General features: G+C 33.2%; 14 protein-coding genes. 6 read left to right on the plus strand and 8 right to left on the minus strand.

Going from position 1 to position 21,427, the window contains the following annotated elements; genetic code table 11:
• Positions 1-116: 116 nt before the first annotated feature.
• From BN4220_RS10055 to BN4220_RS10065, 3 genes are all read left to right on the plus strand, one after another.
• Positions 117-2,348, plus strand: coding sequence for a helix-turn-helix domain-containing protein (locus BN4220_RS10055; RefSeq protein ID WP_148401722.1), 2,232 nt, complete (start codon positions 117-119; stop codon positions 2,346-2,348).
• A gap of 9 nt (positions 2,349-2,357) precedes the next feature.
• Positions 2,358-3,872, plus strand: a complete 1,515-nt coding sequence (locus BN4220_RS10060) for an extracellular solute-binding protein (protein WP_066715772.1) — start codon at positions 2,358-2,360, stop codon at positions 3,870-3,872.
• A 388-nt stretch (positions 3,873-4,260) separates the two neighbouring features.
• On the plus strand, positions 4,261-11,271 hold the full coding sequence (locus tag BN4220_RS10065) for a pectinesterase family protein (protein ID WP_066715773.1): 7,011 nt from the start codon (positions 4,261-4,263) through the stop codon (positions 11,269-11,271).
• A gap of 169 nt (positions 11,272-11,440) precedes the next feature.
• On the opposite strand, the gene BN4220_RS10070 is transcribed toward BN4220_RS10065, so the two are convergent.
• From BN4220_RS10070 to BN4220_RS10080, 3 genes are all read right to left on the minus strand, one after another.
• Positions 11,441-11,716: a hypothetical protein gene (locus BN4220_RS10070; RefSeq protein WP_066715774.1), complete on the minus strand. Its 276-nt coding sequence runs from the start codon at positions 11,714-11,716 to the stop codon at positions 11,441-11,443.
• Positions 11,717-11,767: 51 nt separating this feature from the next.
• The gene (locus BN4220_RS10075; RefSeq protein WP_066715775.1) at positions 11,768-12,982 is read right to left on the minus strand and encodes a hypothetical protein; all 1,215 of its coding nucleotides are present in this window, start codon (positions 12,980-12,982) and stop codon (positions 11,768-11,770) included.
• Positions 12,983-13,183: 201 nt separating this feature from the next.
• Positions 13,184-13,663 carry an S-ribosylhomocysteine lyase gene (locus BN4220_RS10080; RefSeq protein ID WP_066715776.1) on the minus strand — a complete coding sequence of 160 codons (480 nt, stop codon included), beginning with the start codon at positions 13,661-13,663 and terminating at the stop codon, positions 13,184-13,186.
• Between the two features lie 356 nt (positions 13,664-14,019).
• Between BN4220_RS10080 and BN4220_RS10085 the strand changes: the two genes are divergently transcribed.
• From BN4220_RS10085 to BN4220_RS10095, 3 genes are all read left to right on the plus strand, one after another.
• Complete coding sequence (locus tag BN4220_RS10085; RefSeq protein WP_066715777.1) at positions 14,020-14,625, plus strand: HAD family hydrolase; 606 nt, start codon at positions 14,020-14,022, stop codon at positions 14,623-14,625.
• 122 nt (positions 14,626-14,747) lie between these two features.
• Positions 14,748-15,386, plus strand: a complete 639-nt coding sequence (locus BN4220_RS10090) for an HAD family hydrolase (protein ID WP_066715778.1) — start codon at positions 14,748-14,750, stop codon at positions 15,384-15,386.
• Positions 15,387-15,420: 34 nt separating this feature from the next.
• Positions 15,421-16,380, plus strand: a complete 960-nt coding sequence (locus tag BN4220_RS10095) for a D-2-hydroxyacid dehydrogenase (RefSeq protein ID WP_066715779.1) — start codon at positions 15,421-15,423, stop codon at positions 16,378-16,380.
• A gap of 291 nt (positions 16,381-16,671) precedes the next feature.
• Here the strand turns inward: BN4220_RS10095 and BN4220_RS10100 are convergent, their stop codons facing one another.
• The 5 genes from BN4220_RS10100 to BN4220_RS10120 form a co-directional block, all read right to left on the minus strand.
• Positions 16,672-17,754: an ABC transporter substrate-binding protein gene (locus tag BN4220_RS10100; protein ID WP_066715780.1), complete on the minus strand. Its 1,083-nt coding sequence runs from the start codon at positions 17,752-17,754 to the stop codon at positions 16,672-16,674.
• Positions 17,755-17,780: 26 nt separating this feature from the next.
• Positions 17,781-18,593: an ABC transporter permease subunit gene (locus BN4220_RS10105; RefSeq protein ID WP_066715781.1), complete on the minus strand. Its 813-nt coding sequence runs from the start codon at positions 18,591-18,593 to the stop codon at positions 17,781-17,783.
• A complete protein-coding gene (locus tag BN4220_RS10110; RefSeq protein ID WP_347477140.1) occupies positions 18,587-19,366 on the minus strand; it encodes an ABC transporter permease in 780 nt (259 codons plus the stop codon). The genes BN4220_RS10105 and BN4220_RS10110 overlap by 7 nt, the downstream gene beginning before the upstream one ends.
• Positions 19,367-19,457: 91 nt before the next feature.
• A complete protein-coding gene (locus BN4220_RS10115) occupies positions 19,458-20,537 on the minus strand; it encodes an ABC transporter ATP-binding protein (protein ID WP_066715783.1) in 1,080 nt (359 codons plus the stop codon).
• Positions 20,538-20,548: 11 nt separating this feature from the next.
• A complete protein-coding gene (locus BN4220_RS10120) occupies positions 20,549-21,088 on the minus strand; it encodes a helix-turn-helix domain-containing protein (RefSeq protein ID WP_066720849.1) in 540 nt (179 codons plus the stop codon).
• Positions 21,089-21,427 lie beyond the last annotated feature (339 nt).

A 21,427-nucleotide genomic window follows, 5' to 3' on the forward strand; every position in this document is an offset into this window, starting at 1 on the left:
AATACAAAAGACACAAAAAAGATTGGATTTATTTGAATATATTGTATATAATATAAACGATAAGGATTAAAACAGGAAAAAAGTATATAGCAAAGGAAGTATGGAGGAAGAAATAATTGTATAATTTTAGAAGGCTATATAATAAGAATTCAATTGTCCAATTTTGGATGTCATATTTATTTGTGTTAATTATTCCTATCGTTATCGTTTTTTGTGGATATCAATATGTGTTTGGTGTAGTGGAAAAAGACACAAGGTTAACGAATAGTATGATGCTTGAACACAGTGTAAGTCTACTGGATAATGATTTGAAATCATTAGAATCTATGGCTCTTCAAGCAGCACAAAGTTCTAAACTTCGAACAATTGGAGAGTTTACAAAATATAATGCAGAATATACATTGTTATCTATTGACTTAATGAAAGACTTTAATAGTTTATTACGATATCAAGGAACGGATATCGTTGAAGATGCTTACATATATTTAAATAAGACAGGCTATGTTATGTATGATAGCGCTATATACCGCAATAGTATTTTTGAAAAATATATTGAGAGCTGGGGGATGACAGCTCAAGAATGGAGAAATCTTTGTAAAAATGGATGGAGTTATACGCCACGTTATGTACCATCCTCCAATAAGACACTTCATTATGTAGTTCCCTTTGGTAACTCATTAAAAGGTGCTATGCTAGGTTCCATTGTTTTTCGTATAAGTAGTGAGGAATTGAAGCATTTCTTAGATTTTTCAAGTAAATATGGGAACTATGGAATCTTTATATTAAATGACAAAAAAGAAATAATATGGGCAGATAATAGTTTAGATAGTAAACTATTATCCAGATTAAAAAAAGTTCAGCCTGACTTTAAAGAGATTCAAGGAGTACAGATTACAAGTGTTACGTCAGATAATACAAATTGGGAGTATGTTCTTGTTTTACCTGAAAAAGAAGTATTAAAGCAATTAACTATATTAAAATTTATCATTTTTACATTATTAATTGTAGCAGTTGTTATAGGAATTATCTGTTCTTTGTATCAGGCAATTAAGGCAGGAAGACCGATTAACAATATTTTTAAATACATAAAAGGAAATGACAATATTCGAAGGAATTCCGAGAATCTAGGAGAATTAGTTCAAGAAGTTGTGAAAAAGAATCAAAGGTATATGGAAGAGCTGGAAAAGGACAAGCCATTATTACAAAAAGCTTTTTTTCATGATTTAATAAAAGCAGAGATTGAAAATACGACGGAATTACGATATCTTGCAGAAAAAGCAGGAATTCATTTGGAGGGTAAAAACTATCGTATTGTCACACTAAAATTATTTGCAAATAACGATTTTTATGATATTGATGAGCAAACAATCGAAGAAGTAAGAATTTTAATGAATATCGTTATGGATTATTTAGAGGAAATTACAAGTGATCCTATTTGGTTTTATAAGAATAATTACCTTACTACTTCTATTATTTTTAGTGGTAATGATGAGTTAAAATATGTGAAAGAAATTGTTGAAAAAACAAGTGAATGGATTTATACAAAATATTCTGTAGATACAAGATGGGGGATTAGTAATTACAGCAGTGACCTATTAAATATTTGGAAAATCTGTGAAGAAGCAATGACAGCATTAAAAAATGCAGACTCAGAAAATCAAATTATGGAATATCAAATTCACTTGGAAAATGCAAATGAGTATTATTTCCCAGATGTAGCTGAAGAAAGATTAAAAGCTAGCATACAATTTGGTGACATCAATCGTATTGAAAATATCCTTAATATATTGCAACATGAAAATTTTGAAATCAGAAGTCTAAATCGGAAGAGATTAATTAAATTTAATACAAGAATTGTCCAAATGCTTTCTGCATTTTCAGATTTAGTGCCAGATTTTAACGAACAAGTTCTTTGGTTAAATGAAATAGTAATTCAATATGAGGAAGGAATGCATGAAATATATTTCAAACGTTTGATGAGTATATGTGAAAGTTTATGTCAGGACATAAGTCAGAAAAAGAATGATCAAAGAGGCAAATTAATAAAGAATATTATGAGTTATATTAATGCAAATTATATGGATTCAAATTTAGGTCTAGCAAAAATAAGTACGGAATTTGGAATTTCAGAAGGCTATGTATCCTCGATGTTTAAAGAACAAGCTGGCGTAAATTTTGCTGATTACGTAGAAAGTATAAGGATAGATAAGGCATGTCAACTTTTAAGAGAAGAAGATATTACGATAACTGATATCTCGGATATGGTTGGATATAATAGTGTGCAATCGTTTCGACGTGCATTTAAGCGAGTGAAAGGGATTCAACCAAAAGAATTCAGAAAAGAATAGGAGGAGCACATGAGAAAAATAAAAGGGATATCCACTATTTTCTTATCAGTAGCAATGCTATCTACTATATTGACTGGGTGTATGACAAAGAGCTTAAGTAATGAAACGAAATCTGACTCAGAAGTTACTGTGATACCAAGTAAGGTAGAAACACCAAAAACGGAGGTTGAAGAGGAAGAAAGTTTAGTTCAAAAACCTGATAGCATTCATTGGATGGTACATTCAGGTATGAAAGAAGAGAATGGTACTGATCTATGGGTAAAAGAATATGAAAAATTAACCGGGATTAAAATGAATCTTGAAATAGTTCCTAATAATGAGTATGAATCTATTTTAGATTTGGCAATTACATCAGGAACCGAAGCGGAGGTATTTGATTTAAAAGCAGATCAAAAGTTAGCCATATATGCAAAGCAAGGAGCAATTGCTGATTTAACTGACTTACTCATGTCATCTGATTTATATCAAAAAGTAGATGAACGAATTTGGGATTCTATTCGTATAGATGGAAAAATTTACGGGATTCCGGATGAAATAGCAAGTGGTGTAGTTACATATATAAGAGAGGACTGGTTAGAACGATTAGGTCTTAAAACCCCAACCAATTATGAAGAATTTATAAATGTGCTACGTGCATTTAGGGATAACATCGAAGAATGTGAGGTACCATTAACAGCACCAGGTCTTAGTAGTAACAAATACCTTCCTGAATTTTATCAAGGTGCGGAACCTGATTTCACTAAAGTTGATGGTGTGTGGGTCGATGGTTTTGCTATGGATAATATGGCAGAAGCTATGCAAAGGATGCAAGATGCATATAAAGAAGGGCTAATTGATTTGCAAGTGGTAACAAATTCGACGACATATTGTAGAGATCAATGGTATAATGGAGGGGTTGGAGTATTTACTTACTGGGCAGGTAATTGGGGACAGACGTTAAAAGAACGTTTATTAGTGAATGTTCCAAGTGCTAAAGTTTTAGCAATGGACCCAATTGAAGATGCAGTTTATCGATATTCGGTACCAACGGTCTTTTGTATATCGTCAAAGTTAAACAAAGATAAAATTGCTTCCATCTTTAAATATTTTATAGAGTATATGCATGACGGTGATGAAGGGCAAGTACTATTTGAAAGTGGTGTAAAGGGAGTTCACTGGGAGCAGGATGGTGAGTATATAAAACAGTTGCCAGCACTTTTAAACCCAGAGGAAACCTTTCGAAAGGCATGGATTACACCATGGATGGCAATTTCGCCTTTAGAGGTGACGGATAAGAAAATAAAACTTGATGAGGCAGTTACAAGCTCATTGCAGGTTTTAGAAAAATATGGCGTTCAAAATGTAGCACTTCCTGTTTCAAAAACCTTTAATAAAATATCAGATGAATTAAATGCTTATAGAGATGAGATACTTGCTAAAGTAGTCATGGGTTCCATGTCAGTAGATGAGGGAATGAATCTTTATAGAGCAAAATCAGTTGAGTTAAATGTTGAAAAAGTGTTAGAAGAGATGAATAGTAAATAAGATAAAACGATATAAGAGATAAGGATTAAACTATAGTTAAAATGAAAAAGTCAGTCGAAATAATGTATGCTAGTACGATGTTATAAGGTATACTTTGTTTCGACTATTTTTTTTCTGAGAAAATAAAAAGAACTATCTTAGAATTAAAATCATTTTAATAGTATCAAAAGAAAGTTGAGAAACACTAGTAAATAAAGGGGTTTGAGAAAAAAGATACAATTTTATATATGTGTTTGAATATGGTATCTTTTACAAATACTGTTAGATGAGGCGCTAAAAGGGATACACTATTGTGATTAAAAGAATTGTATCTTGGATTATATTAGTTTAGTTAATATACTAATTACGTAGGAGAAAGAGAGTTTTATATATGAAGGAGGATTATGTTATGAGAAGAAGCGTTAAAAGAGCTGTAGCTTTAGGGCTAACATTTCTTATGACAGTATCTGCTGTTCCACCGCGTAATGTTTTAGCGGAAGGAACTGCAAATACAGTAGTAGCACAAATTCCAGCATTCCCTGGTGCTGAGGGTGGCGGAATGTATGCGAGCGGAGGTCGCGGTTACAATGTTTATGTAGTTACAAATCTTGAAGATTATGGAAAGAACGATACTCCAATTAAAGGATCTTTACGTTACGGTCTTCAAAGTAATACTACAATTGTATTTAATGTAGCAGGTAATATTGAATTAAAACAAAGTCTCCGTTTTGATAACCTAGAAAATATTACCATTGCAGGGCAAACTGCACCTGGTGATGGTATTACTATTTCAGGTTGGGACACAAATATTAGTAATTCAAAAAACATTATCATTCGTTACATGCGTTTCCGTCCGGGTGCTATTAATGTACATACTGGCGGCGATTCTATGGACTCATTATGGGGACGTGATAATGATACATTTATAATTGATCATTGTTCATTTAGTTGGAATACAGATGAAACCCTTTCATTATATCGTGGTGAAAACGGAACAGTTCAGTGGAATATGGTTTATGAAAGTCTTACACTTTCAGGACACTCCAAAGGTAGACATGGTTACGGTGGTATTGCAGGTGGTGATGCAGTAACTTTCCATCATAATTTATATGCAAACCATACCTCAAGAAATCCTCGTTTGGGTGGTGGATATGCTGGATATGCAGATGCAGATCACGTAGCTGTAACAGAATTATCCAACAACGTTATTTACAACTGGGGTTATAATACTGCATATGGTGGTGGTTATAATTTTGCAAACTTTAGAAATAACTATGAGCTTGCTGGTCCAGGAACGAGAGATAATGTAACCAACTGGGTTATGAACCCTGGTGAGGCTACTAAAGTTGGTGGTTTTTATATTAATGGAAACTACATAGCAGATTACACAAATAGAGAGAATGGAATTTTAACCGACTGGTTAGATAATAATTCTGATTACATTGCTTTTAGTGGTGTGTTAGAAGGAGACAATAAAACAGAATTTAGTAAAGACCCATATGTCTCCGCAGATAGTACTGGAGCAAATAATGGACAGAAAAATGAAGGATTTGATAATTACGAACTTAGAGATGCAGAGTCTGTATTAGATGAGGTGATTGCGAAAGCAGGTGCAACTTATCCACGTAGAGATGCACTTGATGCAAGAATTGCAGCCGAAGTAGAGAATGGTCTTGGCCGTTATATCAATACAGAGCATCAAGTTGGTGGTTACCTATCTCCAAGTGGTGTAATTACAGCACAAAGAGATGCTGACTTTGATAAAGACTTAGATGGTATGGCAGATGCTTGGGAACTTGAAAACGGTTTAAATCCTGATGATGCAACCGATAGAAATGGAACAGACTTAAGTGCAGAAGGCTATACAAACCTTGAAGTTTACTTAAATTCATTGGTTGATATGGAGCACGTAGCTGAAAACCCAACAGCAACGATTGTATCTCCAGCAAATAACGAATTTGTCAATGAAGGTGATACAGTTACAGTTGCCGTAGATGTAAAATCCGAATATGGACATGCAATTGAAAAAGTAGATTTTTATTATAGTACAGAATATGAAACAACATTTGTTGGTACTGTAGATGTAGCAGGAAGCAGTGTTGCAACTGGTAGCGCTATTTCAGCTAAACTTAGTGAAATACCAACGGTAACAACAGGTAGTTCTGTAACAGATGTAGTTTCTGGCGGTGCAATTAGTGGAGTAACAGAAGGCACCTACACAATGGATATAGAAGGATTGCAAGATGGTTCCTATTATATAACAGCAAGAGTATATGACGTAGAAGGAAATCAAACACAAACAACTGCTTCTGAAATCCATGTAAATGCAGATGAAACAACATTAAAAGAAGCTGGCTGGGAGAACACTGATATAGGAACTGTAGCAATTAGTGGTACAGGTAGTTTTGATAACGGTGTACTCACAGTAAAAGGTAATGGTAAACTAGGAAAATCTGAGGGAAGTGTATCTGGAACAGAAACAAATAAGGCTACTCAGGATGAATTCCATTATGTTTATCAGGAAGTTACTGGTGATGTTGAGGTTGTTGCTAAAATTGAGAGTATGTCTGCTGTAGATAATCATGCATTTGCAGGTATTATGATACGTAATGGTTTGGAAACAGATTCTGCTGCTGCAGCTCTTGGATTATCATGGGTAAAATATACGAATCTTCCATGGTCTATGTATTTAGCAGGCCGTGATACAGACGGTGGTAATTTTAATGATATTAGTGAGACAATCGATAGCCAAGCAAATGCAGAAAAAGCTGGTATTAGCTTACAAGCAGATATTCCATTTAAGAATGGAAAAGATTTTGTTGGATATTGGATGAAACTCGCTCGTTTCGGAAATACATTTACAGCATATAGTTCTGCAGACGGTGAAATCTGGACTAAAATTGGCGAAAGAACAATTGACATGAATGAAAAAGTTTATGTTGGTTTTGCCGCAGATAGTAACAAAGTAGCAAATGATATTGAACAGCTTAATACAGCACGTTTTTCTAATGTTAAAGTAAATACAACAATCTATGATGTTACGTATAATTTAACAGACTTAAAAGTAGAAGAAGCACCTATTAAAGTAGCAGATGGTGAAGATTTATATTTAAAACTTACAACAGAAATTGGTATGCAAGTACCTGAAACAATTGAAGTAACAATCAATAATGAAACACAAACAGTTCCAGTAGAAATCCTTGATAAATTAGAAGGTAAAGTTGTGATCCAAAATGTTACTGGCGATGTTACAATTACAGGTGCTGGTGTAGAAGATTTAACATCTGCTGAGCAAGTGACATTAACAAAAAAAGATGATCTTGGACTTTTAAGTGTAACTTGGAAAAATAAAGCAATGATTTTAAATCAAGCTGCAACCAAAGGTCAAATGACACAAAATATAGCTGAAGGCAAAGAGAGCTTAGCGGAAAATGTAAGTTATTTATTATTCCCAGAAACCAATGATGCACAAAAAATGGAAATGGATATCACTATTTTATCAAAGGCCGATGAGTCTAATAGTAAAGGACTATTTGTAGGTGCATTTGGTACAAGTAATGAAAGTTTTCTATCCTTAGGATTCCGTAATGGTACGTCTCAAAGCTTGACTGGATATTGGACAAAAACAGGTGGAAATTCAGGTAATGGCGGTAGTGCAGTAAACAATGGAAGTGCTAATACGAAACCCTCCTATCAAGTTGGTGAAAAGTATCATGTTATTTTTGAAAAAGTAAAAATTGGTTTAAACAATCAGTATCAGGTTAGCTATACAGGTATAGATGAGAACGGTGATGCTATTGATGCATATAAGTTATTTAAAGATAGTGAGTGCTATTTAAAGGGAGACGATGTAGCACAATATGGCTTAGCCTTAATCGGAGTATCTGCTCAAGTTGAAAATCTTACATTAACAGATTCAAAAAACCGTGTAATTTATGATCAAAATGCGACGATACTTCCTGAAGTTGTTGACAAAGATGGATTATTAAAGGTATCAGAAGTTGGAACAACAATTATTCTTGATCAAACAGCAACTACTGGTAGAATGACAAAAAGTGCAACTGAGCAAGCTGAGAACGTAAGTTATTATGTATTCCCAGCAACCTCAAACTATCAGACAATGAGTTTAGATTTAACAATCTCTGATTATTATATCACTGGTCAAGCAGGTAAAACTGCAGGTGCTTTTGTTGGTGCATTCCAGCTTGAAAGCCCACAAAACTTCTTATCTCTTGGATTTAGAGGATATGATTCTTCCGTTGGAACAGATTCATTATCAGGATATTGGACTAAGGGAACAGGAAGTGCAGGAAATGGTAGTCCTAAATATGCCGTTGAGAAAAATGTTGTTTATAATGTAACACTTGAAAAAACTGAAAAAGATGGATATTGGGCTTATTTTACGAATACAGCTACTGGAGTAACAGATAAAAAGCAATTCAAAGCATCAGAAATGTTATTAACATTAGAAGATTCCTTATCCTTTGGTATTGCATTAGTTGGAGCAAAAGTAGAAATTAAGAATCTTAAATTAGTAGATGAAAATGGTACAGTAATCTATGACCAAAATGATCACGTATCAGAAGCTGGTACAGCTCCTGTTGTAACAAAGATTACTTCTGCACAAGTAAATGAAGACAGAACAGGCATTGATATTGCATGGACAGGAGAAGGAGCAGAAGGCGATGGAAGATATGTCGTTGAAGTTTCTAAAAATGGTGGAAACTATGTAAAAGTTAAAGAGACGACAGATACAAATTGTACTTATCCAGTAGATAGTAGTGGATCTTATGTCTTTAAAATCTATGGAGTTTGTGGTCAAGAGACTACAGAAGCGGTTTATTCAGAAGCAGTCGTTTATAAAGCGCCATTAACAGCACCTGCTAATATTTATGCATCAAATGAAGGTGGCGTTTTGACAATTAGCTGGGATGCAGTAGAGGAAGCAGAAAGCTATGAAGTATATCGTTCAACATCAAAAGATGGTACTTATACGAAGTTAACAACTACAACAGAGACATCTTATGTTGATGATAAGTTTGATTTAGAACAACCATATTACTATTATGTGGTTTCACTTGGAGATAATAACAGTAGTAACCCATCCAATGAGGTATTTATTATGCTAGCTGGTGAACGTACCGGTGAATTCGTGTATGGTAAAGAAGCTCCAAGTATTGAGATTACACAAAAGCCAAATGATACAGTAACTAGTAATGAAGTGGTATTAGCAGGTAAGGTTGATACAAAATCTACAGTTTCTCTTGTTTTAAATGGTGAAGTAGTAAAAACTTCAAATGAGGTATTTGAATTTGCAATTACTCTAGAACAGGGTAGAAATGAAATTGAACTTATTGTAAAAGCAGAAGATGGAAGAGCAACAAGAAAAACATTTAATTTTGTTTACCTTACATCTTATGATATTTTAGTTGATGGTTCCTATGAAGGAACTGACGGAGATTTAGTAGATAACGTTCCAGTATATAAAACACTAGAAGCGGCAATCAATGCAGCAGATGAAAATGGAACTCTTATTTACATAAAGAATGGAAGATATTACGAGAAATTAACAATTAATAAAAAGAATATTTCACTAATCGGAGAAGATAGTGAAAAAACAGTACTTTACTATGATGTTGCATCTGGTTCAAAAACTCCAGAGGGAGTTGATTATGGAACAAGTGGAAGTGCAAGTATTACGATAAATGCAAGTGCTTCTAATTTCTCCGCTGAAAACTTAACAATTTCTAATGAATTTGATTATGTAAAAGCGGTAGCTGAGAAATTCAATGGAACACAAGCAGTTGCATTATTAAACAAATCCGAAGGTTCTATATTTACAAATGTTCGTATGTATGGATATCAGGATACGCTTTGCGCACACTCAAATAGCCAATTCTATTATAAATGCTATATTGCTGGTAATGTTGATTATATTTTCGGTGGTGCAAAAGCAGTATTTGAAGATTGTGATTTAGTAAACTTATTACCAGGTTATGTTACAGCAGCAAGTACAGAACTTGCACAGGAATATGGATATGTATTTATTAATAGCCGTGTACTTGGTGCCAGTGATCTTGCTGAAGAAACCGTTTATTTAGCACGTCCTTGGAGACAAGATGCTGCAGTTACTTATGTAGATTGCTACTTAGAAGATGTTGTTAGAGAAATCGGATATTGTGACATGAGCAGTAATAGTTATAAGAATGCAAGATTTTATGAGTATAATTCTTATGGACCAGGATTTGCTGTAAATTCAGATCGTATTCAACTATCAAAAGAAGAAGCTGCACAATATACAAAGAGCAATATTTTTGGAGCATTTGATGTTGATGCAAGATACGCTGAGATTTCAGGGCTTTATGCTGGAAAAACAGAAACACCAGAACCAACGGTGACACCAGAACCAACAGAAACACCAGAACCAACAAGCACACCAGAGCCAACAAGTACACCAGCTCCAACAAGTACACCAAGACCAACAAGTACACCAAGTACAGGATCCGATTCAGATAATGAATCTACAGTTTCTCCTACACCACAACCAGAAAAGGTTGAAATAGTTTCTGTTGATAAGAATGAAACAGTACAATCTATTTTAAAGAAGGACAAAAATAATTCTACAGCTATCATTGCAGTAGTAACTGGTGGAGAAAAAGGTAAAATATCCGTTTCTGTTGATGTAAGCTCTAATAAAGAATTAAAGAGCGGAGAACGTGTTTATGTATTCCGTGTTGACAGTAAGACTGGTAAACTTTTAAGCATCCCAGGTGGATATGGATATAAGGTTTCTGCGAATGGTAAGGTAGACTTAACACTTGCAACAGAAGGTGAATATGTAATCCTTGAAAATGCTCCAAGCAATTCAGTAATTCGAAGTATACCTGCACAAGTTTGGTCAAGCATGGATTATAGTGTACTATATTTAGATGGTGAAATTGGTGCTACTAGAGAATTAAAATTACATCTTCCAGAAACAGTGGAGATTGTTAATTCTTTAAATGCAAAACCATCCTCAAAAGCAATGACTGTTGCAAAAGTAGATTATTCATCATCCAATACAGCAGTAGCTACGGTATCAAAAGATGGAGTAATTACAGCAAAATCAAATGGTAAAGCTGTAATTGTTACTAAAGTAACCTTTGCTTCAGGAAAAGTAAAGACAATGAAACGTACAATCGTTGTAAAAGAGCCAAGCGTTCGTTTCAATATAGCAAAAACTACATTGAAAACAAATGAAACCATTGATCATAGCGTAAAAGGGTTAGGATACCCAACAGATAAGATTGAAGTTTCTATTCAAAATAATGGGGTATTAGAGTTAGTTGATGGTAAGATAAAAGCAGTGAAAGCTGGTAGCGCAGTAGTAACCGCAAAATACGGTGATGTTACTGTAACAACTGAAATTACTGTTAAATAATTTAAAACACAGGTTCTTTGTCAAGTGCTGGTACGAGGTGTATTATACCTGTACCAACACTGACAAAAAGGTTCTAAAACGTTTGAATTTTCCACTTCATAGGAAAAGCGTTTTAGAACCTTTTTTATTTGCGTATAAACGTGATGTATTATATTTATAATAGATCGATTTACTTATTCATTAATGGCATCATTTTTTTCAACATTTCAAATTTTTGACGATCAGCAGGAGTAAGATTTGCCGATAATATTTCAGTAATTAAATCGGTTTCTTGCTGTGAAAAATTAAGTCCTTGAGATTTTAGTTTATTATTTGTACTCATCATTAATGGGAGGATTTTATCAAAGGAAGCATTTTTACTATTCTTACTAAGTTCTAATAAAATCTGCTTTTTTGCAGGGTGAATATTTTTCATGGCAGGATGATTAATCCAATCTGTATTCATTTTTCTACCTCATTTCTAAATTTTTAAAATCTATAAACAATGAAAAAATACCTAGGAATTAAACATGCCAGAGTCAAATAACATTTTCATAGATTCGAAAGTGTTTTTCTGCTCTGGTGTTAGCATACTCCCTAACATATCCATCATTTGCTGATTATTCATTGGAGAAGTACTTTCCGTTCCCTTGTCATCTTGTATTTGTTGTTGCTGATTTTGGTTTTGAGGGCTTTGTTGACCTTGGCGTGAAAATTGTTGCTGGCCTCTATTTTGTTGTTGAACCCTTTGTTGGTTTTGCTGTTGTGATTGTTGTTGGCTCTGGCGTCGAGATGGTTGTTGGGCTTGTTGTTGGTTTGGAACATGGGGCTGTTGTTGGAATCTTTGTTCCCTCTGAAATTGTGGTTGCTGTTGAGATATATGATTTTGCTGATGGGACTGTTGTTGGTTTTGCCGCTGTGATTGCTGGTTTAATGCATGATCTTGGTGTTGTTCTTCCCTTTGCTGTTGTGATTGCTGTTGTAACGCATGATCTTGGTGATGAATTTGTTCTTCGCCTTGATGTATTGGTTGCTGTTGAGACGAATAATCTTGCTGCTGGAATTGTTCTTCCCTTTGATCTATCGATTGCTGTTGGAAATGTTCCTCTGTCTGTTCAGATTGTTGATTGATTTCTTCTAACATATCTGGTTCTAGCATTTGTGCTGCTTCTAAATAGTCAGGCATCTGTTCATAATAGATTGGATTTGGTTTATTATCATAAATAAAATCATCTACGTAGTTAAAATTACTTTGGTTATTTGAGCTTTCATTATTGTATCTGGTTTCCTCAGAAAAAGGTGGTGCGTTCATAGATTGATTAAACTCATTGTTCATTGTTTGACTGTTGTTTGAAGAATCTGAATTAAACATAGACATCATAGAAGACATCATTTGATAAGTTTCAAACATTCGTCGCATATTAAATATATTGAGGAATTTATCTACTAAAGATTTTTCTTCATTACTGCATATTGGTCGGACGCCCTTTAACATACCTTCAAAATCAACATTTTTCATAGAAAATGAAAACGCAGATACGGTTTTCTTTTGTGAAAATAATTGGATGGAATCCATAACTTCATAGATTGTAGCCAGAAAATGTAAGGTTTTTTGGGTGTCAGATTCAAAATAGGGCGAAGCTGCTTTTATAAGAGCAGCCGTATGGCTAGAAGTAAAATCTGTTTTAAATTCATTCTTTTCAGTATTGTCAGCTTGATATGAAAAATCCATGAGGCTCCCTCCTTAACGTTATTTTGCAATTTCATTTGCACATTGCATGTCACATTCTTTCGCAAGGATACAATTTTTTCTAAAAATATACTACGCTATAATATATTCAACATGTATGAAATAATTCCAAAAGAAAAAGGGGTTTTGCAAGATAGCAGCTATAAAGACATGCTATTTTGCAACCCCTTTAGGTTTTACATATTAATTTGGATAAATAAGTCGAGAATCGTCAATTGAATTAAGAACTTCTTCTAAATAACGATTTGCTATATATTTTGCCATAGGTAGATTCATATCTAAATAATTACCGCAATTAAAGGCAGCAGCACCTGGTACTTCTCCTTCAAAATCACGAATAAACTCGAACATACCAGTGAGTAATGCAACAACATCTTTTGATTCGTAATCTCCGGCAAGTAATAGATAAAAACCTGTTCGACATCCCATTGGTCCAAAATATATTATTTTATTACCAAAGTCTTCATGATTACGTAAATAAGTTGCAGCTAAATGTTCAATGGTATGAATCTCAGCTGTGTTCATTACTGGCTCATAATTTGGTCTTGTTACACGAATATCAAAGGTTGTAATTATTTCATTTCCCACAGTATCCTTTCTAGATACATAGATACCAGGAAGTAATCGTAAATGGTCAATAGTAAAGCTGGCAATCTGTTTCATCAGACTTCCTCCTTAATAAAATTTAATATAATTAAGTTATGATAAATATAAACGAAATTATACCATGAACAAAAACATGTTCATGGTCATGTTGCTCCAATCGGTATCCACAAGTAAACTTGCGTATACCTCATTCCGCTTTTCATTATACCATGAACAAAAGACGTTCATGGTCATGTTGCTCCAATCGGCATCCACAAGTAAACTTGCGTGTGCCTCATTCCGTCTTCATTATAGCATAAGATACAATGAAACGAAAGAATTAACATGGATTTTTCATGATCTTTTCGGTATAATGAAATTAGAAATTTAGTACTGTAATTTATAAAAATAAAGATCATATAGGAAGGGAAAAAATGATACGAAATATTATAATTGATATTGGGCAGGTTTTAGCGAACTTTCGGTGGAAAGAGTATATTAGGGATCTAGGCTATAATGAAGATATGAATCAAAGAATTGCAAAGGCAACGGTATTGTCCCCTTATTGGAACGAAGTGGACCGAGGTGCGATATCTATGGAAGAAATTATGGAAGGTTGTATAAGTTTAGATAAAGAAATAGAAAAAGAGATTAGGCATTTCTTTGAAGATCGTAGAGAAATTGTTCGAGAATATGATTATTCAGAAGAGCTCGTACATACATTAAAGAAAAATGGATATAACGTCTATTTATTATCAAACTATGGAGAAGAAAATTTCTCATATGTTAAGGATGTATTTCGTTTTCTACCGCTTGTTGATGGTGGGATTATATCTTATGAAGTTAAAAAGATAAAACCAGAACCTGAAATTTACCAAGCTTTAATAGAAAAATATCAAATTAATCCAAATGAGTCGGTTTTCCTAGATGATTTAGAGAAAAATCTAGAAGCAGCTAAAATATTTGGTTTTCATACTATATTATTTCAGACACTTGACGGGGCAAAGAGTGAGTTAAGAGAGCTTGGAGTTAATATATAAAGGGTAAATTATCAAATTAAAACAGATAAGGCAAAGAATTCTTTAGCTAAGTAACATTAAATAGGAGAAATCCTAAAAGAACCTAGATATGCGTTAAGGCATAGGATAAAACGGAGGTAATAATGGATAGTATTATTTTTGATTTAGATGGTACCATGTGGGATTCCACAAAAGCAGCAGCGATTGTTTGGAGAGAAGTAGCAAAACGAAATTCAAGCATTACAGACGAAATTAATGCAGAGAGATTAAAGGCTTTGTATGGTTTACCATTAGAAGACATCGCAAGAGGGTTATTTAAAAGTGTTCCAGAACAGGTTGCATTAGAAACAATGGAGATTTGTGTGGTAGAACAAAATCCGTATTTAACAAAACATGGAGGGATTCTTTTAGGAAATATTGAAGAAACTCTAGCGGTTCTTTCTAAGAAATATCAGTTATTTATAGTTAGCAATTGTAAGAGTGGCTATATTGAATCATTTTTAGAGGCACATCAACTAAGTAAATATTTTAAAGACTTTGAGTGCCCAGGTGGAACGGGATTATTAAAAGCTGATAATATTCGTTTAGTTATGGAAAGAAATCATTTAACATCACCTATTTATGTAGGGGATACCAATGGTGATGGAATAGCAGCTCATGAAGCAGGAATACCTTTTATCTTTGCTAGATATGGGTTTGGAGAGGCTACAGATTATGAATATGCAATAGATTCCTTTGAGGAATTATTGGATGTAGATTTTGAGGTATTAACGAATAAATAGATTTAGCTGTATTTAGACAACATGGAGGTTTTATATGAAGATAGTTGTAATGGAAGCAAACACATTAGGTGAAGACGTTGATATGAAAATGTTTGAAGCATTAGGTGAATTAACCATTTATGGTGAGTCAAACCCCATGGAGAATGCGGATAGAATTGCAGACGCTGATATCATTATTGTAAATAAAATACCGATGAATGAAAACACCTTATCAAAAGCTAAAAATCTTAAGTTAATATGTTTAACAGCAACGGGAACCAATATTGTGGATTTTCCTTATGTAAACAGTAGAGGAATTACAGTAACCAACGTAAAAGGTTATTCCACGCAATCCGTAATTCAACATACATTTGCATTACTTTTTTATGTATATGAGAAATTAAGTTTTTATGATAATTATGTTAAATCAGGTACCTATGCAAAAAGTGATATTTTTAGTAATTTTGATAAAAAATTCAATGAACTGTATGGAAAGACATGGGGAATTATTGGACTTGGCGATATCGGTAGAGGAGTAGCAAAAGTAGCAGAAGTTTTTGGATGTAATATAATTTATTATTCCACAAGTGGTAGGAATGGGAATCAAGAATATAAGCAAGTAGATTTAGATACTTTATTAGAGACATCCGATATTGTTTCAATTCATGCACCATTAAATGCAGTAACAACGGATTTAATCGGAGAAAAAGAGTTAAAACGTATGAAAAAATCAGCTATTTTACTTAATCTAGGACGTGGGCCGATTGTAAATGAAGATGCATTAGCAAATGCATTAATGAATAATGAAATCGCAGGAGCAGGACTGGATGTATTAACAGTTGAACCGATGCTAGAGAGTAATCCCTTACTTAAAATTCAAGATAGCACAAAATTAATTATTACACCACATATCGCGTGGGCAACCGTTGAGGCAAGAACCCGCTGTGCTACTGAAGTTTATCAAAACATAGAAGCATTTTATCAAGGTGTAGAACGAAATGTCGTGAGAAGTTAATTGAAAGTATTGATATAATTATATATTTTTTATTGATATACTTTATATTGATATATTTTATATTGATATACTCTATATTGATATATTTTATATTAATATAAGTCTTTCTATATGTAATAATCAGACACTGATGTGCTAGCCCATGAAGCATAAAAAAGGTATATCATTTAGATCAAATTTACATAGCCAAATGATATACCTTTTATTATTTTAAAACGAAATATTTAAAACAAGATGTCTTAAAACAAAATATTTTAAAATTTTAATTTTCAATTGTTTATAATATAAATATTAGTTCTTTACTTCATTCCATTTTTGCATATAAATAGAATCCATTTCCTCACCAAGGTAGTGGAATGTACTACATCTACTTAAAATATCTTCTCCTGGGAAAGCAACAATGCTGTTACGAATATCTTCGTCTTCAATTAACTCACGTGCAGCTTTATTTGGAGTAGAGTAAGTAATGTATTCAAAGTTCTTTAATGCAATATCTTCACGGCATAAAAAGTTGATCCATGCCTCCGCATTTTCTTTGTTCTGTGCATTCTTTGGAATAACCCATCCATCAATCCATACGTTAGAACCTTCTTTAGGAACCACATATTCAAGATTTTCATTTTCTCTTTGAGTAAAGATTGCTTCACCAGAATAAATAACACCAATTGCAGCTTCTTCACCAATCATTTTATCACGTACTTGGTCAATTACATATGCTTGAACAAGTGGATATTGAGCTTTTAATAAATCTCTAGCTTCGTTAAGTTCAGCTTCGTTTGTACTATTGGAATCATATCCAAGGTAAGTAAGAGCAATCATAAAAGCATCACGAACACTGTCAATCATAAGGATGTCGTCTTTATATTTCTCATCGAATAAAACGCTCCAGCTGTCGATAGGCTCATCTACCATAGTTTTATTATATAAAATACCAACAGTTCCCCAAGTATAAGGAACAGAATATTTATTGCCTGGATCGAATTCTTCCGCGCTCTTTAGGTAAGTAGGATCTAAGTTAGCTGCATTTGGAATGTTATCATAATTAATTTCTTGTAATAAACCTTCACCAATCATTTTCTCAATCATATAATCGGAAGGACATACAACATCATAATTAACGGAACCAGTTTTTACAATTGGATACATATCTTCATTTTGTTCGAATTCATTATAAATAACTTTAATTCCAGTTTCCTCTTCAAACATATCAATTACATCTGGATCAATGTATTCACCCCAGTTATAAACATAAACGGAACCATTTTCACCAGCGGCACTTCCAGTATTGCCATTATCATTTTTTGGTGAACCACATGCGGTAAGAGCAAGAGAGCAAGCCATAAATAAGCTTAAGAAACGTGATACTTTTTTCATTGTCATACCTCTTTCTTTTTCGTAAATTATTTTGCTATAGTAGTAGTAAGAGAGGAAGCATTACGCTTCTTTTCTACACTTTCATTGCGACGATTAATAATTATTAATAAAACAAGTACAGATATAAATAATAAGGTTGAAAGAGCGTACATCTCTGGTTTTACACCTTTTCTAGTTTCTGCATAAATTTTAGTAGATAATGTATTAATTGTTGCCCCTCTTGTAAAATGAGTGATTATGAAATCATCAAGAGACATTGTAAAGGCAAGTAAAAATCCAGAAACAATTCCAGGGAATATATCTGGTAATACAACTGTAAAAAATGCTTTGATTGGTGAAGCACCTAAATCAAGTGCAGCTTCATATGTGCTATGATTTGTCTGTTTTAATTTTGGCATTACACTTAAAATAACATACGGTATATTAAAGGTTATATGAGCAATTAAAACACTAGAAAATCCTAAAGTATAATTAATTGCTAAAAATAATAACATCAAAGAAATACCAGTTACGATATCTGCATTTAACATTGGAATATTCGTTATGCCCATCATAATGGTACGTGGCACTTTCTTCATTTGATGCATACCGATGGAGGCTGCAGTACCAATAATAGTAGCGATTAATGCAGATAAAAATGCAATCAATAAGGTAGTATAAAGCGCACTCATTATTTCTTCATTTTGGAATAAGGATTTGTACCAATCTAGAGTAAATCCACCCCATTTGCTACGGGATTTTGATTTATTAAAGGAAAGTACAATTAATACAAAAATAGGGGCATATAAAAATAATGCAACGAGGGCAATATAAAATTTCCCGGCAATTTTCTTTACCATACGTTTGTACCCTCCGAATCTTTATCATATTTCGCAACAATTGCCATACTGATTAAGACGAAAGCCATAAGAACTAATGATAGTCCGGAACCAGTATACCAATTTCCGATCTTTTGAAATTGTTGTTCAATAACGTTACCAATTAATAAGATTTTACTTCCACCTAAGATATTTGAAATTACGAATGTAGTTAAGGATGGAACAAAAACCATTGTAATTCCACTAATTACACCAGGTATACTAAGTGGAAAAATGATTTTACAAAAGGTTGTAAAGCCATTCGCACCTAAATCTCTAGCAGCATTAATGACATTGTCATCAATTTTATCAAGAGTATTATAAAGTGGTAAAATCATAAAAGGTAAGAAGTTATAAACCATACCAAGTACAATGGCAGTAGGAGTATTAATTATATTTAGCGTTGGCAAATTCATAGCTTTTAATACCGTATTGATAATTCCATTACGCTCTAATATATTTTGCCAAGCAATGGTACGAAGTAGAAAGTTCATCCACATTGGAAGAATCATAATAAGAACAATAAAACTGTTACTCTTAATTTTCATACCCTTAAGGATTAATGCTAAAGGATAGGCAAGTAAGAGACAGATTATTGTACTAATAATTGATAATTTTAAAGAAAGAAATAATGCATTTCGATTGACTGGATCTGCAATTAATTTCAAATTATCAAAAGTAAAACTACCATCAGTGCCACTTCGTAATCCATAATATAGGATAACAATGAGTGGAATAATAATAAAAGCAACCATCCATAGAGTATAAGGAAATGCTAATAAAGTTCTTCCACTAATTTTTTTGTGCTCTTTATTATCTACTGACACAGTGTTTCCATTATTCTTTTTACTCTTCATTAATGTTAACAGCCTCCTCGTCTTCGGATTCCGGCTTATTCATAATTTGAATGTCAAATGGATCAACTTTAATACCTACCTCACTTCCAACCGGTGAGAGATCAGTAGAATGTACCAACCATTCATATCCATTTGCCATAACGTCCATTTCATAATGAACACCTTTAAAAAGAAGAGAAGTAACACGACCTTTGATAATACCATCTTCAGGTGCTACAAGGTCAATGTCTTCTGGACGAATTACAACGTCTACAGGTTTATTTTTACCAAATCCAGTATCTACACAAGGGAAGTTAGCTCCAAGGATATTAACAAGACGATCCTGAACCATAGTACCTGGGATAATGTTACTTTCACCTATAAAGTCAGCAACAAAGGCATTCTTTGGTTCGTTATAAATATCTTCTGGAGTACCAATTTGTTGAATATAACCTTGGTTCATAACCATAATGGTATCTGACATTGTTAAAGCTTCTTCTTGATCATGAGTTACATATACAAATGTAATACCAAGTTCATTTTTTAAACGAATCAATTCATATTGCATGTCTTGACGCATTTTTAAATCAAGTGCTCCTAATGGTTCATCTAAAAGAAGTACCTTAGGTTCATTTACAATAGCACGAGCAATTGCAATACGTTGTTGTTGTCCACCACTTAAAGAATCTGGCATACGATTTTCAAAGCCATCAAGGTTTACTAACTTTAGAGCATATTTAATTTTATCTTGAATATATGCCTTACTTTTTTTCTTAATTTTTAAGCCGAAAGCAATATTTTCAGCAATTGTCATATGTGTAAATAAAGCATATTTTTGAAATACAGTATTTAATTGACGTTCATTTGGTGGTAATTTTGTAATATCTTTTCCATTAAAAATTACCTTACCAGCGTCCGGAGTTTCAAAACCACCAATGATTCGAAGTGTTGTTGTCTTACCGCAACCGGAAGGACCAAGTAGGGTTAAAAATTCATTTTCACGTATATATAAATTCAAATCATCAATAACTACGCTATTACCATATGATTTATGAATTCCTATTAAATCGATGAGTTTATTGCTTTCCATGATTCTCCTCCTTAGAAGCTTGGTGGGGTGGATACCCATAATAGGGTAGCACCAGTTTTACCAGTAGCCGTTATATAATGATTTTTGTTTGACGTAAAGTAAAAGGACTCACCCTTTTTAGCTTTATGCGTTTTATTTCCTAGATGTATAGTAATTGAACCACTTAAAACAAAACCAAATTCCTCGCCTTCGTGAGGATTGTCTGGATATGTAGAACCGCCTGGCTCTAATGTTAATAAGATAGGCTCCATCATATTCTTTTGCGCGTTTGGAATAATCCATTCTATTTTATTAAATAATTCATGATCTACTTTTTCAAAGTAATCATTTTTCTTAAAAACAACTTGTTCTGAGGTAGTCCCAGTAAAAAATTCTTCGAGATTTGTTCCCAAACATTGCAATATATCAACAAGAGTTGCAATGGAAGGTGAGGTAATATCACGTTCTAATTGAGAAATAAATCCTTTGGACAATTCCGCTCGGTCCGCAAGCTCTTCTTGCGTTAAACTTTTTTGAACACGTAATTCTTTGATTTTAGCACCTATTTTCATGGATACACCAAACCTTTCTATGGGATCTGCTTTTGTAAAGTCATTATTAGTTCCTTCTATAATTGGTTTATAAAAATATACCATTTAGTTTAGCACTGCTAAACATGCCGAATACTATTATACACAATCTAATATTAATGTCAACAATATATAAACAAAATATCTAGTATTACTAAACTTTTTGATATGAAATTAATAAATTGAAGAAACTTTGGTAAAGTATAGAGAAATCACGGCATTGAGAATGGTAAAAAAATGCAATTAACAAGTAATGTGATGTGAAAAATTCAAAAAACAGATGAAATAATATCAAAAATAATAATAATTATTATATGCATT

Origin of the sequence: Clostridium sp. Marseille-P299 (genome assembly GCF_900078195.1) — a bacterium.
Lineage (GTDB): Bacteria > Bacillota > Clostridia > Lachnospirales > Lachnospiraceae > Lachnoclostridium.

Excerpts from the sequence above, each read along its gene's own strand:
- BN4220_RS10115 (WP_066715783.1), bottom strand. The coding sequence starts at position 20,537 with ATGGAAAGCAATAAACTCATCGATTTAATAGGAATTCATAAATCATAT.
- BN4220_RS10105 (WP_066715781.1), bottom strand. The coding sequence starts at position 18,593 with ATGGTAAAGAAAATTGCCGGGAAATTTTATATTGCCCTCGTTGCATTA.
- BN4220_RS10110 (WP_347477140.1), bottom strand. The coding sequence starts at position 19,366 with ATGGTTGCTTTTATTATTATTCCACTCATTGTTATCCTATATTATGGA.
- BN4220_RS10100 (WP_066715780.1), bottom strand. The coding sequence starts at position 17,754 with ATGAAAAAAGTATCACGTTTCTTAAGCTTATTTATGGCTTGCTCTCTT.
- BN4220_RS10085 (WP_066715777.1), top strand. The coding sequence starts at position 14,020 with ATGATACGAAATATTATAATTGATATTGGGCAGGTTTTAGCGAACTTT.
- BN4220_RS10095 (WP_066715779.1), top strand. The coding sequence starts at position 15,421 with ATGAAGATAGTTGTAATGGAAGCAAACACATTAGGTGAAGACGTTGAT.
- BN4220_RS10070 (WP_066715774.1), bottom strand. The coding sequence starts at position 11,716 with ATGAATACAGATTGGATTAATCATCCTGCCATGAAAAATATTCACCCT.
- BN4220_RS10075 (WP_066715775.1), bottom strand. The coding sequence starts at position 12,982 with ATGGATTTTTCATATCAAGCTGACAATACTGAAAAGAATGAATTTAAA.
- BN4220_RS10065 (WP_066715773.1), top strand. The coding sequence starts at position 4,261 with ATGAGAAGAAGCGTTAAAAGAGCTGTAGCTTTAGGGCTAACATTTCTT.
- BN4220_RS10120 (WP_066720849.1), bottom strand. The coding sequence starts at position 21,088 with ATGAAAATAGGTGCTAAAATCAAAGAATTACGTGTTCAAAAAAGTTTA.
- BN4220_RS10090 (WP_066715778.1), top strand. The coding sequence starts at position 14,748 with ATGGATAGTATTATTTTTGATTTAGATGGTACCATGTGGGATTCCACA.
- BN4220_RS10060 (WP_066715772.1), top strand. The coding sequence starts at position 2,358 with ATGAGAAAAATAAAAGGGATATCCACTATTTTCTTATCAGTAGCAATG.
- BN4220_RS10080 (WP_066715776.1), bottom strand. The coding sequence starts at position 13,663 with ATGAAACAGATTGCCAGCTTTACTATTGACCATTTACGATTACTTCCT.